We start from the raw sequence: 21,999 nt of genomic DNA, 5'->3' as shown, positions 1-21,999 counted from the left end.
GGGGCCCGCCGTAGGCTGCCTCGCATGACCTCCCCCGCCTCCCCCGCCGAGGCCGCCGCCGCGATCGCCGACCGCACCGGGGTACCCGCCCACGACGTCGCGGTCGTGCTGGGATCGGGCTGGCGACCAGCCGCCGATCTGATCGGTGAGTCCACACACGACATCCCGATGGGCGACCTGCCCGGGTTCCTCGCACCCACCGTCGCCGGGCACGGGGGCACCGTCGGATCGGTCGTGGTCGGCGAGCGCCGCGTGCTCGTCATGCTCGGCCGCACCCACCTCTACGAGGGCCACGGCACCCAGCAGGTGGCGCACGGCGTGCGCACGGCCGCCGCGGCGGGCTGTCGCACCGTCGTGCTCACCAACGCCGCGGGCGGGATCCGCGAGGACATGAGCGTCGGCGAGCCGGTGCTGATCTCCGACCACCTCAACCTGCTCGCGACGTCGCCGCTGGAGGGCGCGCGGTTCGTCGACATGACCGACCTCTACTCCCCGGCGCTGCGCAAGCTGGCGCAGGAGATCGACCCGACGCTGCGCGAGGGCGTCTACGCCGGGCTGCCCGGCCCGCACTTCGAGACGCCCGCCGAGATCCGGATGCTGCGCGGGCTGGGCGCCGACCTCGTCGGCATGTCCACCGTGCTCGAGGCGATCGCGGCGCGCGCGGAAGGGATGGAGGTGCTCGGGCTCTCGCTCGTCACCAACCTCGCCGCCGGCATCACCGGTGAGCCCCTCAACCACGAGGAGGTGCTCGCCGCAGGCGCCGCATCGGCCGAGCGGATGGGCCGGCTGCTGCACGAGCTGGTCGCGCGCTCGTGACCGCGCCGCTCCCGCCCGCGCTGCGCGACGCGGCGATGCGCTGGATCGCCGACGATCCCGACGCCGTCACCCGCACCGAGCTGCAGCAGGTGCTCGCCGCAGCGATGGGCCGCACGCCGGGCGCCGTCGAGGAGCTCACCGCCCGCATGGCGGGCATGCTGCGGTTCGGCACGGCCGGTCTGCGCGGTCCGGTCCGGGCCGGGCCCGCCGGGATGAACGTGGCGGTGGTGCGCCGCGCCACCGCAGGCTTGGCAGCGTGGCTCGGCCGGGGCGGCACCCGCGGGGTGGTGGTCGTCGGTCGCGACGCCCGGCACGGTTCGGAGGCGTTCTGCGCAGCGGCCGCGGAGGTGCTCGCCGGCGCCGGCTTCACAGTGCGCGTGCTGCCCTCCCCGCTGCCGACGCCCGTGCTGGCCTACGCCGTGCGCGCGCTCGGAGCCGTTGCGGGGGTGCAGATCACCGCGTCGCACAACCCGCCCGCCGACAACGGCTACAAGGTCTACCTGGCCGACGGCGCGCAGCTCGCACCGCCGTCGGACGCCGAGATCGAGGCCGCGATCACCGCGGCACCGGCGGCCGTGTCGGTGCCGACCGGCACGTCGATCACCACCGCCGACGTCACACCCGACTACCTGGCGCGCGTGGCGCGGCTGCCCCGCGGCACGGCGCGCGAGCTGCGGGTGGCGCTCACCCCGATGCACGGCGTCGGCGGGGAGACGGCCGTGCACGCGCTCGCCCTGGCCGCCTTCACCGACGTCCACGTCGTGGCGTCGCAGGCGGCGCCCGACCCCGACTTCCCGACGGTCGCGTTCCCGAACCCGGAGGAGCCCGGCGCCACCGACGCGCTGCTCGCGCTGGCCGCCCAGGTGGGCGCCGACATCGCCGTGGCGCTCGATCCCGACGCCGACCGGTGCGCGCTCGGTGTCCCCGGCCCCGACGGGTCGTGGCGCATGCTCTCGGGCGACGAGACGGGCGTGCTGCTCGGCGACCACCTGCTGCGCAGCAGCACCTACGCCGACCCGCTGGTGGCCACCACCGTCGTCTCGTCGTCGATGCTGCAGGCCGTGGCAGCCGGGTACGGCGCGCGGTACGCGGAGACCCTCACCGGGTTCAAGTGGATCGTGCGCGGCGGGCCCGGGCTGGTGTTCGGGTACGAGGAGGCGCTGGGCTACTGCGTCGACCCGGACGCCGTGCGCGACAAGGACGGCATGGCGGCCGCGGTGATCGCGTGCGATCTCGCCGCCACGCTGAAGGCGGCCGGGCGTGGCATCGACGACCGGCTCGACGAGCTCGCCGTGGCCCACGGCGTGTACCGCACCGAGGGCGTCTCGCTGCGGATGGAGCCGGCGGCACGGGACGCTGCCGTCGCGGCGCTGCGCACCACGCCTCCGGAGGGCTGGACGGCCACCCGGCCGGCCCCGGACGTGCTGGTGCTGCGCCGGGAGGGTGAGCGGCTCGTGATCCGGCCCTCCGGCACGGAGCCGAAGCTCAAGGCCTACCTGGAGGTGGTGGCACCGGTCGTCGACGCGCCGGGGCTGGCGGCGGCGAAGGTGGCCGCCCAGCGTCGCCTCGACGCCCTGCGTACCGAGGTCAAGGCGCTGCTGGGAGCCTGAGGCTCACCGCGTCGGGGGCAGCGCCGCCCTGATCTGCTTCTCCCACATGCGGGCGATCTTGCGATAGCCGGCGGGGTTGGCGTGCAGCCCGTCGATGAACTCGCCGGGTGACTGCAGCAGCCCGGACGTGTCGACGAAGGTGCTGGCACGGCCCTTCGCCTGCTGCGCGGCCACCACCACGGCGGCCTGCCTGGCGAACTCGATCCGTTGCGGCATCGGCGCCCACACCCCGGCGACGATCACGTGTGCATCGGGGGCCTCGGCCGCGATGTCGTCGAGCAGCGCGCCCAGCTGCCGGGCGGTCTCGGCGGGGCTGACGTTGCGGAGCATGTCGTTGGTGCCGACGTGCAGCAGCACGACGTCCGGGTGCTGGGCGCGGATCCAGCCGCGGACCAGCGGTTTCATCTGGGCGATCGTCCAGCCGCTGTGACCCTCGTGGTCGGGGTCACGCACGCCGGGGACGTCGGCCTGGTGCAGCGAGCCCACGAAGTCGAAGACGATCCCGTCGGTGCCGAGCATCGTCTGGAGCAGCCCGCGGTAGCCGCCGGTGGCGGGACTGCCGATGCCCTCGGTGCTCGATGCGCCCAGCGGCATGATCCGCACCGGCACCGCAGCCGGCGCCGCGGCCGCGATCGCGGCGACGGCGGGCGCCGCGGCCGGCCGATCCTCCGCGGAGACGACGAGCAGGAGCGCGAGGGCCGTGACCACGACCGCGGCAACGCGCCGGACACCGAACCGGGCCACCGACATCCTCCGTACGCGGGCCTGGGCGGCGATCTGCTCCATGGCAGCATCACCCGGGTGGCCCGCCTGCTGATCGTGCACCACACGCCCTCCCCGCCAACAGCGGAATTGCTCGACGCCGTGCTGCGCGGCGCAGCCGACCCCGAGATCACCGGGGTCGAGGTGGTGCGCCGGGCCGCTCTGGCCGCCACGGCGTCCGACCTGCTGGCCGCCGACGCTGTAGTACTCGGTACACCGGCCAACATCGGTTACATGTCGGGCGCGTTGAAGCACTTCTTCGACACCGTGTTCTACGTCTGCGCCGACGACACGAGGAACCTGCCCTACGGCCTCTACGTGCACGGCAACCTCGACACCGCGGGTACCGTCACGGCCGTCGACACCATCGCGGGAGGCCTGGGCTGGCAGCGCGCGGCGGCCACCGTCGAGGTCCGCGGCGCACCCGATGCCGCGGCGCGCGAGGCCTGCTACGAGCTCGGTGCGACGCTCGCCGCCACGGTCGCGGTCGACGGGGGTTAGTGTTCGTCATGCCTCGTCCGAAGATCCATGACGAGAAACTGCGGGTCCGCCTGTTGCGCAGGGCCGGCGCCATCGTCTCGGCCGATGGTCTCGACCGGCTGAGCCTGCGCACGCTCGCCACCGACTGCGAGACCTCGACCACCGCCGTGTACTCGCTGTTCGGCGGTAAGACCGGGCTGCTCACGGAGCTGTTCGACGAGGCGTTCCGCCGGCTCGGTCGCCATCTCGCGCAGGTGCGGCCCGGTGCCGACGCGCTCGATGACCTCGTCCGGATGGGGCAGGCCTACCGCGACAGCGCGCTGGACGACCCGCACCTGTTCGCGATGATGTTCACCGGACGCACCCGGCTCCCGGCGGAGGCCGAGGGACGCACGGTGGCCGGCACGGCGCTGGGTCCGCTGCGCGAGGCCGTGGAGCGGGCCGTCGACGAGAAGGTGCTGCGGCCGGACACCGATGCGGCCACCGCGTCACTCGTGCTGTGGACCACCGTGCACGGCTGGGCGTCGTTGCAGCTTCGAGGGTTCCTCCCGCCGGGTGCCGACGGCCTGTTCGACGTCGCGGTGCGTGCCGTGCTCGATGGCTGGCGCCCGGCCGGGTTCGCGAGTTGAGGGGGTAGCAGTGGCTGACCGGATCCAGGCATTCACCGATGACGTGCTGTCCGACCACGACGCCGTCGCGCTGGCCGCGATGGTGCGCAACCGTGAGGTGAGCGCAGCGGAGCTGGCCGCGGCCGCCGTGGCGCGGGCCGAGCTCGTGGAACCGGCGCTGCACGCGATCGAGTACCGCTCGTTCGACGAGCCGACCAGGGGTGCGGCCGATGGGCTGCTGGCAGGCGTGCCGTCGTTCGTCAAGGACAACACCGATGTCGCCGGCATGCCGACGGGCAACGGCACGTCGGCGTACCGCCCGTCGCCCGTTCCGGCGCACGGCGCGGTCACCCGGCAGTTCCTGAGCACCGGGCTGAGCGTCCTGGGCAAGAGCCGCATGCCGGAGTTCGGGTTCAACGCCACCACGGAGTTCCCCGGCGCCGAGCCCACCCACAACCCGTGGGACACCGCGTTCTCCTCGGGGGCGTCCTCGGGCGGCGCCGCGGCGCTGGTGGCGGCCGGGGTGGTGCCGATCGCCCACGCCAACGACGGCGGCGGCTCGATCCGCATCCCGGCGGCCTGCTGCGGGCTGGTCGGGCTCAAGCCCAGCCGCGGCCGCCTCGTCCCCGGCGAGACCAGCCGGAAGATGCCGCTCGACATCGTCACCGACGGCGTCGTCACGCGGTCGGTGCGTGACACAGCCACGTATCTCGCCGCGGCGGAGCGCTACCGCCGCAACCCGGCGCTGACGCCGCTCGGGCTGGTGCGCGGGCCGGCCGACCGCAAGCTGCGGATCGGCCTGCTCGTGGACGCCCCGACCGGCTTCCCCACCGACGCCGAGACCCGCGCCGCGGTGGTGGAGGCGGCCCGGACGCTGGAGAAGCAGGGCCACGACGTCGAGGAGTGCACGATCCCGTTCGACCGGGGGTTCGTCGAGGACTTCGTCGACTACTGGGGGATGCTCGCGTTCACGGTGGCCGTCAGCGGCCGGTTCATGATCGACTCCAGCTTCGACGCGCGCCTGATGGACGGGCTGAGCCAGGGGCTGCGCGAGCGCTACCGGCGCGCGCTGCCCCGCACGCCCGCGGTGCTGCGCCGGCTGCGCAAGGTCCGCGCGACCTACGCCGGGATGTTCACGAGCCACGACCTCGTGCTCTCCCCCGCGCTCGCCCACGTGACGCCGGAGCTGGGCCATCTGAGCCCGAACGTGGCGTTCGACGAACTGCTGCAGCGGCTGATGTCCTACGTCGCGTTCACGCCGCTCAACAACGCGGCGGGCGCGCCTGCCATCGCGCTGCCCACCGGGGTGGCGTCGAACGGGCTGCCGATCGCGGTGCACCTGTCCGCGGCGCACGGCGACGAGCGCACGCTGCTGGAGGTGGCGTTCGCGCTGGAGGCCGACCGGCCGTGGCGGCGCATCCAGGACTGACGGCTACACCGCGCCGAACTGGCGGTCGCCCGCGTCGCCGAGGCCGGGCACGATGTACGCGGAGTCGTTGAGGCGCTCGTCGATGCTCGCGGTGACCACGCGCACCGGCAGCCCGCTCACCCGCAGGTGCTCGATGCCCTCCGGAGCGGCGAGCACGCAGATCGCCGAGACGTCGGTGGCACCGCGCTCGGTGAGCAGCCGGATCGTGTGCGCCATGGAGCCGCCGGTGGCCAGCATCGGGTCCAGCACGAAGACCGGACGGCCCTCGAGCGACTCGGGCAGCGACTCCATGTACGGCGTGGGCTGGTGGGTCTCCTCGTCGCGCGCCATGCCGACGAAGCCCATCTGGGCCTCGGGCATGAGCGCCTGCGCCGCGTCGGCCATGCCGAGCCCGGCGCGCAGCACCGGCACGAGCAGCGGCGGGTTGGCCAGCCGGTAGCCGGTGGTGCGGGCAACGGGGGTGTGCAGCGGCGCGGTGACCATCGGCGCGTCGCGGGTGGCCTCGTAGATCAACATCAGGGTGAGGTCGCGCAACGCCGCGCGGAAGGTGGCGTTGTCCGTGCGCGCGTCGCGCATCTCGGAGAGCCTGACCTTGGCCAGCGGATGATCGACAAGGCGGACGTCCATGGGGTGAAACTACCTGGCGGCCGCGGCGGCCGCGGCACGCTCGTCGTAGGCAGCGCGCGCCGAGGCGATCTCCCGCTGGTGCATCTCGGTCCAGCTGACGAGCGCCTGGATGGTCTGGTGCAGCGTGGAGCCCAGCGGCGTGAGCCCGTAGTCGACGCGCGGGGGCACCACCGGATGCACGGTGCGGTGCACGAGGCCGTCGCGCTCGAGCTGGCGGAGCGTGACGGTGAGCATGCGCTGGCTGACACCGTCGATCTCGCGCTGCAGCTCGGTGAACCGCAGCGTCCGGGTGTCGAGCAACGCGATGACCAGCAACGACCACTTGTCGGCAATGCGGTCGAGGATCTGGCGGACCTCGCAGTCCTCCCGGGTGTCCCACTGGTACGGGTCCGGATAGGCGCCGGTTACACAGGAGTAAGCGGGTGACTTCGAAGTGCCTTCTTCCACGATCGTTCATGGTGTCCGACGATGAGGTCAGTTACAAGAAGGAACTGACCGAACGTAGGAGAACTGGTGTCCACAACCCTCGACACGTCCGGTCGGCTGCGCGGCCGCGCGCTGGGCGTGCTGTTCGTCCTCTGCGGCGCGATCTTCCTCGAGGGGATCGACATCTCGATGATGGGCGTCGCACTCCCCGCCGTCCGGGCCGAGCTCGGCCTGTCGACCGCCGAGCTGCAGTGGGTGGTGAGCGCCTACGTGCTGGGTTACGGCGGCTTCGTGCTGCTGGGCGGCCGGGCCGCCGACCTGCTGGGCAGGCGCCGGATGTTCCTGCTCTGGCTCGCCGTGTTCATCGCCTTCTCCGGGCTGGGCGGGCTGGCCGGAGAGGGCTGGATCCTCCTGCTCGCCCGCTTCACGACGGGCATCGCCGCCGGCTTCATGACACCGGCCGGGCTGTCGATCATCACGACGTCCTTCGCCGAGGGACCGGCGCGCAACCGGGCCCTGCTCGTCTACGCCGGCACCGCAGCGGGCGGCTTCACGCTCGGGCTCGTCGTCGGCGGCCTGCTGACCGCGATCGGCTGGCGCTGGGTGTTCTTCGCCCCGGTGCTCCTGGCGGCGGTGATACTGGCCGTCGCGGTACGCCTGATCCCGAAGGAGCCCCGCATCGAGCGCATTCGCGGCGGCTTCGACGTCCCCGGCGCAGCGACGCTGACGACCGCGATGCTCCTGCTCGTGGCGGGCATCGTCCGCGCTCCGGAGGTCCCGGCGGCGGTGACCGCGGCGACGCTGCTGGGCGGCATCGTGCTGCTCGGCGCCTTCGCGGTGATCGAGCGCCGCTCGGCGGCACCGCTGGTGCGGCTGGGCATCCTGCGCTCCGGTGCGCTGTTGCGGGCCAACACGGGTGCGATGCTGCTGGTGGGCTCGTTCGTGGGCTTCCAGTTCGTGCTGGTGCTCTACCTGCAGGAGCTGCGCGGCTGGTCGGCGATCGAGACGGGCCTCGCGATCCTGCTCGCCGGGCTCGACACGATCCTCGCCCCGACGATCACGCCGTGGCTGGTCAACCGGTTCGGCAACCGGGTCGTCGCGTTCACCGGGCTGCTGCTGGCCGGCGTCGCGTACCTGCTCGTGTGGCCGCTCGGCGCCGAGTGGGGCTACCTCGCCTTCCTGCCGACGATGCTCGTGCTCGGCACCGCCTTCGCACTCGGCTACGGACCGCTGACGATCGCGGCCACCGACGGCGTCGACGAGCGTGAGCAGGGGCTGGCGAGCGGGCTGCTGACCACGTCGATCCAGTTCGGCTCCGCGCTCGGACTGGCGGTGGTGACGGCCGTGGTGGTGGCGGCGACCGGCGTCGACCCGACACCGGAGGCGCAGCTGGCGGGGTACCGGGCCGGGTTGACGGTGCCGCTGGTGGCGGCCGTGCTCGGGGCGCTGGTGCTGGGCTCGGGGTTGGGGCGGCGGGGGTGGGTACCGCTCGCGGCCTGAGGTTGCAGGACAGCCACTTTCCCGCAACGTCGTTGCGGGAAGGTGGCTGTCAGGAGAATCCCCATCCGCTAGAGGGAAGTGCATCCGACGCCCCCGCGCTGGCCCCGTTGCAGGAAAGGTGGCCTTCCCGCAAGAATCTTGCGGCAAGGTGGCCTTCCTGCAACGCGACAGCCGGCCGCGCGCCGGACGAGTGATCAACGCCCACAGGTTCCGGTTCGATCATGAGCCAATGCGCACTCGGCAGCGAACGCGGTGATCGCACCCCACGGCCCCTGCCGGGCCCTGCAGCGCCGCTCGCGGAGCTTGATCCGCGCGAGCCGCACCTCAACGCCATTGCGAGGGCCGTACGCGCAGCCACGCCGCCACCTCGAGGCCACGTTCCCAAGCCTGCGCGTGGGGCGGGCGCGTGATAGCCCGATAGGGAGGTCGGCGGGAGGGCACAACCCCCCTCCTGTTGATCTGCCGGCCCGGCGAGGGCGCAGTAAAGCCGGGGCACGCGGTCCAACCGCACCCGACAGCGCCGATTCTCATCCTTCATAGCGGCCGCAGGCCATGACGGACTTTCCTGCAAACGAGGTACCCGCTACGGCACCGCTCTCCCCGGCGTCTCACTCGTCCAGGTCCAGGTCCCGTCCGCCTCCCGCCGGGCGCGCATGCGGTCCTCCAGCACCGGGTCCCGCTCGTGCTCGAGGCAGCCGGTGGCCGCCCAGCAGGAGATCACGACCTCCTGGTCGGTGGCGTCGAGCCGCAGGAAGCACTTGAACAGCGGCGGGGTGTTGGTGTCGAACAGCAGCGACATGAAGTTGTGCGCGGGTGACACCCCGCGCGCCGGGAGCGGGAAGACGCGGTCGGCGGCGCGGCGGGCCCGCTCCCCGACCACCGCCGACCCGGTGCGCGGCGGCGTGATCCCCACCCGCTCGGCCATGATGGTGGTGGCGTCGTCGGGCGAGATCACGAGCCGCCCGGTACCGAAGCGCAGCAGCCGGTCGTAACCGCGGCTGAACAGCGCGAGCGAGTCACCGCGCAGCGGGTAGCAGCGGAAGTCCTCCTCGTGGACGGCGGGCGCGAGCCGGTCCACGTTCGGGATCTGGTGGGTCGCCGAGAGATACGCCCCGGAGCCGCCTGCCACGAGGTAGAGGATCGTGCGGCCGTCGGGCTGCCGGACCGGGTAGCGCTGGTAGTTGTGGTCGTCGCCGCCGATCGCCGCGATGTAGTTGTGCGCGGGGTCGCTGACGATCTGGTTGACGTCCAGGTCCTCCGGCCCCTCGATCCGGCTGCGCTGCACGGCAGCGTAGGTGAAGAGCGGCTTGCCGGTGAGCAGGATCTTGGGCTGCGGCCCCTGTGACACCTCGCGGAGCCATTCCGCCTGGTCGCGGTCGATGCCGCCGCTGATCCCGGTGTCGATCAGCACCAGCCGCACCGGGCCCGCGTCGATCGCGCAGTACGGCCCCGGCTGGCCGGCCTGCTGCGACTCGGCGTCGCGGTACCACCGCATGCCGGCCACGTCCTCGACGGTCGCCTTCGGCGGGCGCCGCCACAGCAACCGGCGCAGCAGCCGCTGCAGCGCGTTACCCGGTCCGGGGACGTCGGGCGCGCCTGCGTCGGGCGGCACGTCGCAGAACGTCGTCATGAAGCCGGTGAGGCCGTCGTACCAGTCGTGGTTGCCGGGCAGCCCGTAGATCGGCGCCGCGTAGTCGGCGTAAGGCCGGTAGAAGCGGTCCTCGTAGGACCGGATCCCGCCTGCCGGGTAGATGACGTCGCTGCACACCACCGCGAAGTCGGTGTGAGCCGCGACCCGCTCGAACACCGGCACCACGACGTACTGCGACGCGTCGCCCTCACCGGGGTCACCGAGCAGCGCGACGGAGATGCGGTCCCGGTCGGCGAAGCGGGTGACGATCCGGTCGCGCGACGGCGGCGCCACGCCTTGGGCGCGCGCGTAGTCGTCGAGCCTGCGCATCCAGGCGCGGCGCATCTCGTCGGTCGGGTCGCCACCGAGGTGCCGCGAGATCACGTCGTTGCGGGAGGCGATGAGCGGGCCCGGCCGCAGCCAGGAGAACGGCCTGCTCTGCGGGGCGATGTCGACGAACTCGCCCAGGTGCTGACAGCCCCATCCGGCGCCGGCCTTCGAGCTGCGGGACGGTCGGCTCACGACGTCCGGAGGGACGCGACGAAGTCCACCACGGCCGCGGCGAGCGCGGGCCCGGCGTCCTCCTGCAGGAAGTGCCCGGCGCCGACGATCGTCGGGTGCTCCCGCCCGGCCGCACCCGGCAGGGTGGCCCGCAGGACCGGCTCCATCGCGGCGGTGATCGGGTCGCCGTCGCTGAACGCGCACAGCAGCGGCACATCGGATCGGGTCAGCACGTCCCAGGCCGTCCGGTTGGCCGCGCTCGCCGGGTCGTCGGGGCGGGTCGGCACGATCAGCGGCATCGCCCGCGGGCCGGCCTTGAACGTCTCGTCCGGGAACGGCGCGTCGTAGGCGGCGGCGATCTCGGGCGTGAACCGCGTGCGGCAGCCCGACTGCACCAGCCGCGCGACGTCGAGGTGCGTTGCCTGCTCGACGGCCCGCCGGAACTGCCACCACACCGCGGGCATGTCCCGGTCGCCGGTGGGCAGCCCGGTGTTGGCGGCGACGATCCCGGCGAACCGGTCGCGGTGCTCGGCCACCAGCCGCAGCCCGATCAGGCCGCCCCAGTCCTGGCCGACCAGCGTGACGTCGCGCAGGTCGAGCACGTCGAACGCGAGCGCCCGCACCCACTCGACGTGCCGCGCGTAGCTGTGGTCGGCGATCTCGGCAGGTTTGTCCGACCGGCCGAACCCGACGAGGTCGGGCGCCACCACCCGCAGACCGGCGCCGGCCAGCACCGGGATCATGGTGCGGTAGAGGAACGACCAGCTCGGTTCGCCGTGCAGGAGCAGCACCACCGGGCCGTCGGCAGGGCCGTCCTGCACCCACGCCATCCGCAACGTCTCGCCGTCCTGATCGGGGACGTCGGCGTAGTGGGCCGGGAGGTCGAATCCGGGGAGATGGTCGAACCGCTCGTCAGGGGTACGGAGCGCGCGCATGGACGCGATACTGGCACCCGGAGCGCCACATCGCCGACAACCCGACCGCACGGCAGCGCACGAGCCACCGAACCGGGTTCGACGTTGATCACCATCTGCGACCGCACGTGCAAGTGCAAACGGTTCTGCACGTTCCGCAGATGCCCGGTCGCCTGCCGTGACGGCCGTGTTCGAGACCGCGCAACGGCCGTTACAGGACGGTTATCACCGGCCCTCCGGAGGCGCTTCAGCCACGGGCCGTGGCGATCACCGAGAGTGCCAAGATCGTCACCCAGGTCGCACATCTGGACCGGTTCACACGCTTGGCGCGCCAAAACGGCGACCGCTAGTGATCAACAGCGAGTTTCACCCTGACCCGAACGGGTGGTATGCCACGAACACTGTCACGCCGGAGGCCCTCCCGACGCTGTACTACATGACAAGGAGGTGATCCGGTGCAGGAGTTCACGACATCTGACGAGGCGACCTTGGTCGCTGCAGCAGAGAAGCTCACGCAGTGCGACGGATACGTCGTTCTCGCGGTCGACCCGCAGACCGGCGAGGTCGACGCGCACGGACCGTTCGACGGGCTTACGGCCACGATCAAGGCCGACCAGCTGCGTCGCGATTTCGACAGGGGCGGTCTCGAGGACGTCACCGTCGGAGTGGTCCGGCTTCACAGCTCTACCTGATCCGCCGCCCCCCGGCGTCCGACCGTGGGGAACACCGGATCCGCGCCTGCCTTCACGCCCGCCGCTCCTCCCGCGCGGCGGGCGTTGCGCGTTCCGGGCCCGGTGACCGGCATGGGTCTCAGGTGGCGATCCGGTGGCAGAGCCAGGCGAGCGCCGTCGGATAGCGGTAGTCGATCGCCATGTGAGTGGCGTCGAAGATCTCGAACCGCACCACGTCGTCGGCCACGCCGATGTCGGCCAGCGCCTGCCGGAACGCCTGGGCACCCACGTCGAGGTACCACTCGTCCCGGTTGCCCGCGTCGATCCACATCGAGTGCACCGAGCGCAGCGCGTCGGCGTGGTCGGGCACCATCCGCACGGGGTCCCAGTCCAGCCAGCGCTGCCAGATCTCGGGTCGCAGCACCCCCGTGACCGGGTCGAACGGGATCTCCGGGGTGCCGTCGGGTCGCGCGGAGAAGCATGCCGAGATGCCCAGCAGCGACAGCAGGTCGTGATCGCAGCCCTTGGTGAACGCGACGCGTGCGGTGAAGTCGTCCCACCATCGCATCAGGTCGCCGTCGTAGTCGCGCAGCTGGCGAACCATCCTCCCGAACTCGGGCAGGTAGCAGTACTCGTAGAGGTTGTCGCCCGCGTGCGTGGCGAGCGCGCCGAACAGGTCGGGCCGCAGCATCGGCGTGATCATCGCGCCGAACCCGCCGCTGGACTTCCCGCTGATGGCCCGGTGCGCGGGAGCGTCGAGGGTGCGGTAGTGCGCGTCGACCCACGGCACGATCTCGTTGCACAGGTAGGAGTGGTAGGCGCCGGTGCCGGGCGAGTCGACGAACTGGCTGCCGCCGTAACGGGTCCAGGCATCGACGTAGACGATGATCGCCGGCGGCGCCTCCTCGCGCGCGAACACCGCGTCGGCCGTCTCGATGAACGGCTGCCGGTACGGGGTGCGGTTGCGCCACATCGCGACGTGGCCGGTGTAGCCCTGGATGACGTAGACGGTGGGGTAGCGCCGCGCGGCGTCGTCGTCGTAACCGGGCGGGACGTAGACCCACAGCGGCCGCACGTGGGGATCGCCCAGCGGGTTGCCCAGCAGCAGTTCGCTGGTGATCTCGCGTTCTTCCAGCCGTCCGGCGAGCGGCGCGGACCATGGCAGCGTCGACATGTCCCGAGCATGGCGCATGCCCGCCGCGTCCTCGTGGCAATTCTCGACGACCCGGCGGGTCGGCGTGCCGCTTACAGTGGTCGGCGTGACCAGGACCGTTCCCGCGCCGAGGCGCAGTTCCGATCCCGGAGGCGATCCGGGTCTCGCCGATGCCGTGCGCGACGACGCGTCGCTGCGGCGGTTCCTGCACGGCCTGCCGGGCGTCGACGAGGTCGGGCTGGAGCGCCGCTCGGCGACGCTCGCCACCCGCAGCATCAAGAAGGACTCCAAGCTGCAGGCCATCGACCTGGCCGTCTCCATGATCGACCTGACCACCCTCGAAGGCGCCGACACACCTGGCAAGGTGCGCTCGCTGTGCGCGCAGGCGCGCCGGCCCGACTCCGAGTACCCGGAGGTGCCGCCGGTCGCCGCCGTCTGCGTGTACGCCGATCTCGCCCGCGTCGCGTCGGATGCGCTGGCGGGCAGCGGGGTCGGCGTGGCCGCGGTGAGCACGGCGTTCCCGTCGGGGCGCTCGTCACTGGCGATCAAGCTGGCGGACACGGAGCTCGCGGTCGAGAACGGTGCCACCGAGATCGACATGGTCATCGACCGCGGCGCCTTCCTGACAGGCCGCTACGGCGAGGTGTACGACGAGATCGTCGCGGTGAAGCAGGCCTGCGGGTCGGCGCACCTGAAGGTGATCCTCGAGACCGGCGAGCTGGCCGGCTACGACGACGTGCGCCGCGCGTCCTGGCTGGCGCTGCTCGCGGGCGGCGACGTCATCAAGACCTCCACCGGCAAGATCTCCCCGGCCGCCACGCTGCCGGTGGTGCAGCTGATGCTGCTGGCCGTGCGCGACTGGCACCGCCTCACCGGCGAGCACCGCGGCGTCAAGGCCGCTGGCGGCATCCGCACGTCGAAGGACGCCATCCGCCACCTCGTGGCCGTCAACGAGGTGGCCGGGCCCGCGTGGCTCACGCCGGAGCTGTTCCGCTTCGGGGCGTCGTCGCTGCTCAACGACCTGCTGCGGCAGCGGCGCGCGCAGCTCGAAGGCCACTACGTCGGCACCGACTACATCGGGAGCGCCTGACATGACCACCTGGACCTACGCGCCCGCGCCCGAGTCCGCAGCGCTGGCCAACCTGCAGCCCACCTACCGCCCGTTCATCGACGGCAAGTTCGTCGACGGCGGCGGCGAGCCGCTCAAGACGCTCAACCCGGCCACCGAGGAGGTGCTGGCCGAGGTCGGCACCGCGTCCGCCGACGACGTCGACCGGGCGGTCGCCGCGGCGCGGCACGCCTACGAGACGACGTGGGGGCCGATGTCGGGTGCCGAGCGCGCCAAGTACCTCTACCGGATCGCGCGGGTCGTCGCCGAGCGCAGCCGCGAGCTCGCCGTGCTGGAGACGCTCGACAACGGCAAGCCGATCCGCGAGTCGCGCGACGTCGACGTGCCCACCGCGGCCGCGCACCTGTTCCACCACGCCGGCTGGGCCGACAAGCTGGAGTACGCGGGCCTCGGCCCGGCACCGCGCCCGGTGGGGGTGGTCGGCTCGGTGATCCCGTGGAACTTCCCGCTGCTCATGGCCGCCTGGAAGATCGCGCCCGCGCTGGCCTGCGGCAACACGATCGTCCTCAAGCCCGCCGAGACCACCCCGCTCACGGCGCTCGTGCTCGCCGAGATCGCCGCCGACGCCGGCCTGCCCGACGGTGTGCTCAACGTGGTGCCCGGCGCCGGTGACGTCGGGCAGGCGCTCGTCGGGCATCAGGGGCTCGACAAGGTCGCGTTCACCGGGTCCACCGACGTCGGCAAGGAGATCCAGCGCCGCCTCGCCGGCACCGGCCGCCGCCTGACGCTGGAGCTGGGCGGCAAGGCCGCCAACATCGTCTACGACGACGCGCCGCTCGACCAGGCCGTCGAGGGCGTCGTCGACGGCATCTTCTTCAACCAGGGCCACGTCTGCTGCGCGGGCTCCCGGCTGCTCATCCAGGAGTCGATCGCCGAGGAGTTCGCCGAGCTGCTGCACGCCCGCATCGAGACGCTGCGCGTGGGCGACCCCCTCGACAAGAACACCGACGTCGGCGCCATCAACTCCCGCGCCCAGCTCGACCGCATCGTCGAGCTCACCGCGGCGGGCGACGCCGAGGGCGCCCTGCGCTGGACGAGCTCCTGCCCGCTGCCCGAGCGCGGCCTGTTCTTCCCGCCCACGGTGTTCTCCGGCGTCGAGCAGACGATGCGGGTGGCCCGCGAGGAGATCTTCGGCCCGGTGCTGTCGGTGCTCACGTTCCGCACGCCCGAGGAGGCCGTGGCGAAGGCCAACAACACGCCCTACGGGCTCTCGGCCGGGATCTGGACGGAGAAGGGCTCCAAGGCGCTCTGGACGTCGCAGCGCCTGCGGGCCGGTGTCGTCTGGACGAACACGTTCAACCGCTTCGACCCCGCGTCGCCGTTCGGCGGCTACCGGGAGTCCGGGTTCGGGCGCGAGGGCGGGCGGGTCGGCCTGGAGGCGTACCTCGCGAGGTGATCGGCGTCCAGCGACGGGCTCGACGGCGCCAACCCCGTAGCCACCGCGCCAACGTCTCGACATAGGCGCCGTGGCCACTTCGTCGGCGCGGTCGAGAGGACGCTCGACCGCGCCAATCTGTTGGCCACCGCGCCAACGTCCCGACATCGGCGCGGTGGCCATTTGGTTGGCGCGGGCGGGAGGACGTTCGGCCGAACTGTCGGGGGTCGGGCCCACACTGGCGCCATGACCACGTTCGACATCGTTCCCCGGGGCGCCTTCTCGCTGCGGGAGAGCGTCGAGTTCGGCTTCGGTCAGCGGCACTCCACCGTCCTTGACGGCACGATGCGGCTGGCGTTCTGCGTCGACCACCACACCGAGCAGGTCGGGGCGGTGCTCACGCAGGATGCGTCGGGCGTGCACGGCGAGCTCGTCGGCGATGCGCCGGTCGACGCCGTGCGGGCCCAGGTGGCGCGCATGCTCTCCCTCGACGTCGACGCGCGCGCCTACGAGGAGGTCGGCGCCCGCGACCCGGTGGTGGCCCGTGCGCTGGCCGCAGCACCGGGGCTGCGACCGCCCCTGTTCCACTCCCCCTACGAGGCCGCCGCCTGGTGCGTGCTGTCGCTGCGCTGGAGCGCCCGCCAGGCCGCGGCCGTCCGCGAGCGGTTCGCGACGGCCCATGGGCGCGTGTTCGACGTGGCAGGCGAGCGGATGGCCGCCTTCCCCACGCCTGCGCAGCTGCTGACCGTCGCGGAGTTCCCGGGGATCCCGCCGGTCAAGATCGAGCGGCTGCACGCGGTCGCCCGCGCGGCGCAGGCGGGCGCGCTCGACGCCGAGAAGCTGCGTGCGGCCGAGCCGGATGCGGCCACTGCCGGGCTACGACAGATCCCGGGCATCGGCCCGTTCTCGGCATCGCTGATCGTGCTGCGCGCGTCCGGGGTCTGCGATGTGCCGATCGATCAGGAGCCGCGGCTGGCGGAGCTCGTCGGGCAGCTCTACGGGCTGCCCGCCGTGGCCACCCCGGCCGACATGCTGCGCATCGGCGAGGCCTGGCGGCCGTTCCGCACGTGGGTCGGGGTGCTGCTGCGGGCGGCGGGCGCCCGCATCGCGGTCAGCTGACGACACCTGCTCACGGGCGGCACGGGCTCAGCCCAGGAACCTCTCCAACGTCGAGCCGTAGGACAGGCGCGAGTGCGAGGACTGGTTGCAGTACACGGTGCTGGCGAAGCCGGCCCAATTCCGCCATGGCCCGTACGCGTAGTAGGTACCCGATCCGTTCGAGCAGTAGACCCACACGCGGTACTGCTCGATGCTGGACAGGCCCGAGCAGATCGCGGTCGCACCGTTGGGGTTCAGGTCCCACTGACCGCACGAGGCCGAGGAGGTCCCGGCGGCGGACGCCGACCCGGAGCCCCCGATCAGCGCACCGCCCACCAGCGCCGCCACGACGAGCGACCGCATCATCCTGATCATGCGCTGCTTCCTGGCCCCGATGGCCTCGCGCCTCATGTGGAGATCACCAGCTCGTGCCCGAGGCCGGTACGTGCGTCCGCCGCGACGTTGCAGTAGACCCGGCTGGTCTCGTTCTCGCCCGTTCGCCACGGGCCATGGGCGCGGTAGCCCGGCGCGCAGTCCACCCAGACCCGGAACTTCTCGCCCCGGCGAGACCCGAGCAGGTGGCGTCGGCCCCGTTCGGTTGCACGCCGCTGTGCGAGCACGTCCGCTTCGCCCCCGCGTCGGCCGGGGCTGCCGGGCCGACGCCCGCGAGTACCGAACCACCGGCCAGCGCCGCAACCGCGGCCATTCGCATCAATCCGATCACGGCGCTCCCATCCGTCGACAACCGTCGGACGCGACGGTAGGTAGGTGCCCGGTCGGCGACCATGCCTTTCAGCGCTGCCTTCACGTGACTCGTCGCCACGGTGATCGCCGTCGCCATTCGTTCCACGGGCGGTAGCCTCGGCACGGTGACCACCTCCACCGACGGACGCCTGGCCGTCGCCAAGACGTACAAGCTCTACGTCGGCGGCGCGTTCCCGCGTTCGGAGTCGGGGCGCAGCTACCCCGTCACCGACCAGAAGGGCCGGTTGCTGGCGCACGCCGCGCTGGCCTCCCGCAAGGACGTCCGCGACGCGGTGAGCGCAGCCCGTTCGGCGGGTGCCGGCTGGGCGGGCGCCACCGGCTACAACCGCGGGCAGGTGCTCTACCGGGTCGCGGAGATGCTGCAGGCGCGCCACGACCAGTTCACCGACGACGTCGTCGCGGCGGAGGGCGCCACCCGCAAGCGCGCCACGGCGGTCGTCGACGCGACGATCGACCGCTGGGTCTGGTACGCGGGGTGGACCGACAAGATCACCAGCGTGCTGGGGTCGGTCAACAGCGTCGCGGGCCCCTATCTGAACTGGTCGGCGCCCGAGCCCACCGGCGTCGTGGGGGTGCTCGCGCCGCAGTCGTCATCGCTGCTGGGCCTCGTCGACGTGCTGGCGCCCGTGCTCGCCACGGGATGCACCGCCGTCGTCGTCGCCTCCCAGGAGCGGCCGCTGCCCGCGATCGGGCTCGCCGAGGTGCTCGCCACGTCCGACCTGCCGGGCGGGGTGGCCAACCTGCTCACCGGTAGCGCCACCGAGCTCGGCCCGAGGCTGGCCGCGCATGCCGAGGTGCAGGCGCTCGATCTCGCCGGGGCGCCCGAGGAGCTGGCCGCCGAGCTGGAACGCGCGGCAGCGGGCACCGTGAAGCGCGTGCTGCCCCGACCAGCGACGGAGGCCGACCACACCCGCGTCCCGGGCATCGAACGGCTGCGCGCCTACACCGAGATCAAGACGGTCTGGCACCCGGTCGGGCGCTGACCTGCGGGGGTTCTAGGCTCACCGCGTGGCCAGCGACATCGTCTCGATCCAGCTCTCCCTGACCGAGGGCGACCTCGTCACGCTCTGGGCCCCGCGGTGGCGCGAGGACGGCGAGGAGTGGGAGGCGTTCCTCGGTGATGACGACTCCCTGTTCGCCTTCCCCGAGGTCGCCCAGCTCGCGGCGTTCGTGCGCACGGTGCGCGAGCACGATCTGATCGATCATCCGGCCTGGTCGGTGGTGCCCGAGCTGACGGTCGCGGAGCTCACCCCCGACGACACCCAGAGCTACGACATCATCGGCGTGCCCGAGCTGGCCGCCGCCGAGGCCGACACGTGGACGATCAGCGAGCTCGCCGAGATCGTCGAGATGGTGCGCTCCATCGCCGACGTGTGCGAGCTCGACACCGTCACCGAGGTGCTCGACTCGGCGCCTGCGTTCTCCATGCTGCGCCAGGGCACGCTGCCGTTCGTCGGGCGCGAGGGCGGCCGGCTGTGGACGCAGCTCATCGACACCATCGCCCGCCGGTGGGACGACGTGATCGACGCGCTCGACGCGCTCGTCGACACCCCGGCCGTCGACCCCGCCGCGCTCGCGCTCGCGGAGAAGGAGGTGGCGCTCGTCGCCGAGGCCGACGGCGAAGCCGCTGCCGACGTCGACGACGCCGCCCCCGCCGAGGAGCACCAGGACGGCTTCTGGGAGGAGGTCGGCATCGACCCGATCCGCATCACCACCAGCACCGGCACGGTCCTGACGCTGCGGTGCTACCTCGACGACGCCCCGGTCTTCCTGGGCTCCGCCGGGAAGATCGAGGTGTTCCCCAGCGAGCGGGCACTGGTGCGCTGGATCGGCGAGGACGGAGCCGACGGCCACGACCTGACGCGCGCGTCCACGTGGAACGACATCGTGGAGCGGGCCGGGGTGGGCGACCTCACGGTGGAGGTCGACGAGCTCAACTCCTACGCCCTCACCGGGCTGGAGCAGGACATCGCCGAGGACACCCTCGAGGTGGACCCCACCCAGCTCGAGCTGGCCGTGGAGCTGCTGCTCGATGTGGCCGACTGGGCGGGCGACGACGAGCCGAAGGACGCGCTCGCCGAGTCGCAGTCGCTGGGCTGGCTGGTGTCGTTCCTGACCAAGCCCGACCCGACCCGGCTGGCCCCCAGCCCGCCCTTCACCACGGAGGCCGCACGCTGGCACGAGCTCGTCGAGGAGCTCACCGCCCGCCTGCACGTCAACTGAGGGATCAGTGGGCGACGATGCTGTCGCCCGTCTCCAGCACCGACTTGAGGTCCGAGAGGATCCACGCCCAGCCGCCGCCCGCGCTCTCGCCGGGCCCGGCGTCGATGTTCTCGAAGCGGCCGGCCACGAGTGCCTCGTGGGCCGGCGCACCGGTGAGGTCGTGGGTCACGGTCAGCCGGACGCCTGCCGTCTTCGTCTCCTCGATGTCGTAGGTGATCGTGGTGAACGGCTCGGCGGCGAGGCCGGGGTCCATCAGCAGCCGCCACGTCATCACGAGCTTGCGCGGTGCGTCGGCCACGAGCACCTCGCCATGGGCCATGTCGCCGCTGAAGCCGAACTCCTCCAGCTCGGGCGTCGGCGCCAGGCGGTAGCTGCCGCCGGGGCGCTGGTCGACGTGCGCGAGGCCGGTGTACCCGTAGCGGCGGGTCCACTCCGGCTGCGTGAGGGCGTCCCAGATCGCCTGCGGGGTGGCCCTGATGTAGATGCGGTGCACCTGGACGGTGGCGGTGGACGGCTCTGTCATGGCTGGGGCTCCTCGGGGTTCGGACGGGATTCGAGCTCGGCCCGCAGATCGAGCAGGGCCGAGACCTGACGTTCGGTGTACTTGTCGATCCACCGGTCGTGGACCTCCCGGATCGGGACCGGGTTGAGGAAGTGCCACTTCTCGCGGCCCTCCTTGCGCGTGACGACGAGACCCGCCTCCTCCAGCAGCCTGAGGTGCTTCATCACCCCGAAGCGCGACATGTCCACCTCGGACTCCAGGTCACCGAGCGTGCGGCCGTCGCGGGTGAAGAGCAGGTCGAGCAGGAAGCGGCGGGTCGGGTCCGCGAGCGCCTTGAACACGAGGTCGTCGTCGGGCACCCCGCCAAATTAGGTGACCAAAAGGTCACATGTCAAGCCCGGCCCGACTGCTCGGCGGGATCAGCCCACCGTTCGGCGTTCACGCGACGGCTTCAGCCGTAGCTCTGCGTAGCAATCGCGCTCGGAGTCCGCCGGCGCGAGCCGTGGACGATCTTGCGCAAACCAACCCTGTGGGTCTACACGGGTCCGGCCGTAGCCATCGCAGCGCCGGCGCTGCCTCCGGAAGCGGCGAACGGGTGGCAGCACCACCGAACGGGTGACGACCACCGGATGGCAGGAAAGCCACTTTGCCGCAACCTCGTTGCCGGAAAGTGGCTTTCCTGCAACGGCGGCTACGCCATCAGGGCCGCGTACCCCGGCTTGATCACGTCGTTGATCAGCGCGAGCCGCTCGTCGAAGCCGATGAAGGCCGACTTCATCGCGTTGACGGTGAACCAGCGCAGGTCCGACCAGCCGTACCCGAACGTCTCCACGAGGTCGGCGAGCTCGCCGCTGGTGGTGACCTGCGACATCAGCCGGTTGTCGGTGTTGACGGTGACCCGGAAGCGCAGCTTCGTGAGCAGGCCGATCGGGTGATCGGCCAGCGACTTCGCCGCCCCGGTGTGGACGTTCGAGGTGGGGCACATCTCGAGCGGGATGCGCATGTCCCGCACGTAGGCGGCGAGCAGTCCCAGCTTCGGCGTGCCGTGCTCGTCCACGGTGATGTCGTCGACGATGCGCACGCCGTGGCCCAGCCGGTCGGCCCCGCACCACTGCAGCGCCTCCCAGATCGACGGCAGGCCGAACGCCTCACCCGCGTGGATCGTGAAGTGGGCGTTCTGCTGGCGGACGTACTCGAACGCGTCCAGGTGACGGGTGGGAGGGAAGCCCGCCTCGGCGCCTGCGATGTCGAACCCGACCACCCCGGAGTAGCGGTACCGCACGGCGAGCTCGGCGATCTCGCGCGAGCGGGCGGCGTGCCGCATGGCCGTGAGCAGGCAACCGACCCGGATCCGGCGGCCGCGCTCCGCGGCGCGCGCCGTGCCGACGCGGAAGCCCTCCAGCACCGCCTCGACGACCTCCTCGAGCGCGAGGCCCTGCTCGACGTGCAGCTCGGGGGCGAATCTGACCTCGGCGTACACGACGCCGTCGGCGGCGAGGTCCTCCGCGCACTCCGCCGCGACCCGGACCAGGTTCTCGACGCTCTGCATCACCGCAACGGTGTGGCTGAAGCTCTCGAGGTAGCGCACCAGCGATCCGGAGTGCGACGCGGCGAGGAACTGGGCGCCCAGCTCAGCAGGGTCGGACGTGGTGAGCGACGCGTAGCCGACCGCGTCGGCCAGCTCGATGATGGTGGCGGGCCGCAGCCCGCCGTCGAGGTGGTCGTGCAGCAGCACCTTCGGCGCGTCACGGATGGTCTCGACGTTCAGCGGCGCAGGCAC

General features: G+C 72.3%; 23 protein-coding genes. 12 read left to right on the top strand and 11 right to left on the bottom strand.

The features are described 5' to 3' along the window. Nucleotides 1-24 precede the first annotated feature (24 nt). Together ACFPFQ_RS26935 and ACFPFQ_RS26930 are read left to right on the top strand one after the other, a co-directional pair. Nucleotides 25-816, top strand: a complete 792-nt coding sequence (locus tag ACFPFQ_RS26935; protein ID WP_379623627.1) for a purine-nucleoside phosphorylase — start codon at nt 25-27, stop codon at nt 814-816. A gap of 35 nt (nt 817-851) precedes the next feature. Next, nucleotides 852-2,426: a phospho-sugar mutase gene (locus ACFPFQ_RS26930; protein ID WP_379623812.1), complete on the top strand. Its 1,575-nt coding sequence runs from the start codon at nt 852-854 to the stop codon at nt 2,424-2,426. Between the two features lie 3 nt (nt 2,427-2,429). Here ACFPFQ_RS26930 and ACFPFQ_RS26925 read toward each other — a convergent pair whose 3' ends face one another. Next, on the bottom strand, nt 2,430-3,212 hold the full coding sequence (locus tag ACFPFQ_RS26925) for a GDSL-type esterase/lipase family protein (protein WP_379623625.1): 783 nt from the start codon (nt 3,210-3,212) through the stop codon (nt 2,430-2,432). A gap of 15 nt (nt 3,213-3,227) precedes the next feature. Between ACFPFQ_RS26925 and ACFPFQ_RS26920 the strand changes: the two genes are divergently transcribed. The 3 genes from ACFPFQ_RS26920 to ACFPFQ_RS26910 are packed head-to-tail and all read left to right on the top strand — an operon-like array spanning nt 3,228 to nt 5,705. Beyond that, nucleotides 3,228-3,689 (top strand): flavodoxin family protein, encoded by a 462-nt coding sequence (locus ACFPFQ_RS26920; RefSeq protein ID WP_379623623.1) that lies wholly within the window; start codon nt 3,228-3,230, stop codon nt 3,687-3,689. Between the two features lie 8 nt (nt 3,690-3,697). After that, nucleotides 3,698-4,297, top strand: coding sequence for a TetR/AcrR family transcriptional regulator (locus ACFPFQ_RS26915; RefSeq protein WP_379623621.1), 600 nt, complete (start codon nt 3,698-3,700; stop codon nt 4,295-4,297). Between the two features lie 10 nt (nt 4,298-4,307). Next, nucleotides 4,308-5,705 (top strand): amidase, encoded by a 1,398-nt coding sequence (locus ACFPFQ_RS26910; protein WP_379623619.1) that lies wholly within the window; start codon nt 4,308-4,310, stop codon nt 5,703-5,705. Between the two features lie 3 nt (nt 5,706-5,708). On the opposite strand, the gene upp is transcribed toward ACFPFQ_RS26910, so the two are convergent. Together upp and ACFPFQ_RS26900 are read right to left on the bottom strand one after the other, a co-directional pair. Further along, complete coding sequence (upp, locus tag ACFPFQ_RS26905; RefSeq protein WP_379623617.1) at nt 5,709-6,332, bottom strand: uracil phosphoribosyltransferase; 624 nt, start codon at nt 6,330-6,332, stop codon at nt 5,709-5,711. 9 nt (nt 6,333-6,341) lie between these two features. Further along, nucleotides 6,342-6,779, bottom strand: a complete 438-nt coding sequence (locus tag ACFPFQ_RS26900) for a winged helix-turn-helix transcriptional regulator (protein WP_379623615.1) — start codon at nt 6,777-6,779, stop codon at nt 6,342-6,344. Nucleotides 6,780-6,845: 66 nt separating this feature from the next. On the opposite strand from ACFPFQ_RS26900, the gene ACFPFQ_RS26895 reads away from it, so the two are divergent. After that, entirely contained in the window at nt 6,846-8,258 is a 1,413-nt protein-coding gene (locus ACFPFQ_RS26895; RefSeq protein WP_379623613.1) for an MFS transporter, read from the top strand. A gap of 583 nt (nt 8,259-8,841) precedes the next feature. Here the strand turns inward: ACFPFQ_RS26895 and ACFPFQ_RS26890 are convergent. Next, entirely contained in the window at nt 8,842-10,410 is a 1,569-nt protein-coding gene (locus ACFPFQ_RS26890; RefSeq protein WP_379623611.1) for a metallophosphoesterase family protein, read from the bottom strand. Beyond that, complete coding sequence (locus ACFPFQ_RS26885) at nt 10,407-11,324, bottom strand: haloalkane dehalogenase (RefSeq protein WP_379623609.1); 918 nt, start codon at nt 11,322-11,324, stop codon at nt 10,407-10,409. Before ACFPFQ_RS26885 ends, ACFPFQ_RS26890 begins: the two co-directional genes overlap by 4 nt. A gap of 434 nt (nt 11,325-11,758) precedes the next feature. Here ACFPFQ_RS26885 and ACFPFQ_RS26880 point away from each other — a divergent pair, with 434 nt between their 5' ends. Beyond that, nucleotides 11,759-11,995 (top strand): hypothetical protein, encoded by a 237-nt coding sequence (locus tag ACFPFQ_RS26880; RefSeq protein WP_379623608.1) that lies wholly within the window; start codon nt 11,759-11,761, stop codon nt 11,993-11,995. A 118-nt stretch (nt 11,996-12,113) separates the two neighbouring features. Here ACFPFQ_RS26880 and ACFPFQ_RS26875 read toward each other — a convergent pair whose 3' ends face one another. Then, nucleotides 12,114-13,148: an alpha/beta hydrolase gene (locus ACFPFQ_RS26875; RefSeq protein ID WP_379623606.1), complete on the bottom strand. Its 1,035-nt coding sequence runs from the start codon at nt 13,146-13,148 to the stop codon at nt 12,114-12,116. Nucleotides 13,149-13,233: 85 nt separating this feature from the next. Here ACFPFQ_RS26875 and deoC point away from each other — a divergent pair, with 85 nt between their 5' ends. The 3 genes from deoC (at nt 13,234) to ACFPFQ_RS26860 (ending at nt 16,750) form a co-directional block, all read left to right on the top strand. Next, complete coding sequence (gene deoC, locus ACFPFQ_RS26870) at nt 13,234-14,217, top strand: deoxyribose-phosphate aldolase (protein ID WP_379623604.1); 984 nt, start codon at nt 13,234-13,236, stop codon at nt 14,215-14,217. A 1-nt stretch (nt 14,218) separates the two neighbouring features. Then, nucleotides 14,219-15,652 carry an aldehyde dehydrogenase family protein gene (locus ACFPFQ_RS26865; protein WP_379623602.1) on the top strand — a complete coding sequence of 478 codons (1,434 nt, stop codon included), beginning with the start codon at nt 14,219-14,221 and terminating at the stop codon, nt 15,650-15,652. 225 nt (nt 15,653-15,877) lie between these two features. After that, on the top strand, nt 15,878-16,750 hold the full coding sequence (locus ACFPFQ_RS26860) for a DNA-3-methyladenine glycosylase family protein (RefSeq protein ID WP_379623600.1): 873 nt from the start codon (nt 15,878-15,880) through the stop codon (nt 16,748-16,750). Nucleotides 16,751-16,777: 27 nt separating this feature from the next. Here the strand turns inward: ACFPFQ_RS26860 and ACFPFQ_RS26855 are convergent, their stop codons facing one another. Together ACFPFQ_RS26855 and ACFPFQ_RS26850 are read right to left on the bottom strand one after the other, a co-directional pair. After that, the gene (locus tag ACFPFQ_RS26855; RefSeq protein WP_379623598.1) at nt 16,778-17,104 is read right to left on the bottom strand and encodes a hypothetical protein; all 327 of its coding nucleotides are present in this window, start codon (nt 17,102-17,104) and stop codon (nt 16,778-16,780) included. A gap of 32 nt (nt 17,105-17,136) precedes the next feature. After that, the gene (locus ACFPFQ_RS26850; RefSeq protein ID WP_379623596.1) at nt 17,137-17,349 is read right to left on the bottom strand and encodes a hypothetical protein; all 213 of its coding nucleotides are present in this window, start codon (nt 17,347-17,349) and stop codon (nt 17,137-17,139) included. A 249-nt stretch (nt 17,350-17,598) separates the two neighbouring features. Between ACFPFQ_RS26850 and ACFPFQ_RS26845 the strand changes: the two genes are divergently transcribed. Both ACFPFQ_RS26845 and ACFPFQ_RS26840 read left to right on the top strand, forming a co-directional pair. Beyond that, nucleotides 17,599-18,477, top strand: coding sequence for an aldehyde dehydrogenase family protein (locus tag ACFPFQ_RS26845; protein ID WP_379623594.1), 879 nt, complete (start codon nt 17,599-17,601; stop codon nt 18,475-18,477). Nucleotides 18,478-18,502: 25 nt separating this feature from the next. Further along, a complete protein-coding gene (locus tag ACFPFQ_RS26840) occupies nt 18,503-19,717 on the top strand; it encodes a primosomal protein (RefSeq protein WP_379623592.1) in 1,215 nt (404 codons plus the stop codon). A gap of 4 nt (nt 19,718-19,721) precedes the next feature. On the opposite strand, the gene ACFPFQ_RS26835 is transcribed toward ACFPFQ_RS26840, so the two are convergent. The 3 genes from ACFPFQ_RS26835 to ACFPFQ_RS26825 all read right to left on the bottom strand — a co-directional run bounded on the left by ACFPFQ_RS26835 (nt 19,722) and on the right by ACFPFQ_RS26825 (nt 21,999). Next, the gene (locus ACFPFQ_RS26835; protein ID WP_379623590.1) at nt 19,722-20,240 is read right to left on the bottom strand and encodes an SRPBCC domain-containing protein; all 519 of its coding nucleotides are present in this window, start codon (nt 20,238-20,240) and stop codon (nt 19,722-19,724) included. Continuing rightward, nucleotides 20,237-20,578, bottom strand: coding sequence for an ArsR/SmtB family transcription factor (locus tag ACFPFQ_RS26830; protein WP_379623588.1), 342 nt, complete (start codon nt 20,576-20,578; stop codon nt 20,237-20,239). Before ACFPFQ_RS26830 ends, ACFPFQ_RS26835 begins: the two co-directional genes overlap by 4 nt. A 332-nt stretch (nt 20,579-20,910) precedes the next feature. Further along, a complete protein-coding gene (locus ACFPFQ_RS26825; protein WP_379623586.1) occupies nt 20,911-21,999 on the bottom strand; it encodes an adenosine deaminase in 1,089 nt (362 codons plus the stop codon).

It is taken from the genome of Pseudonocardia sp. GCM10023141 (assembly GCF_042653605.1).
The sequence above is the reverse complement of the archived record's forward strand: the minus strand, read 5'-3'. Positions and strand labels throughout refer to the sequence as shown.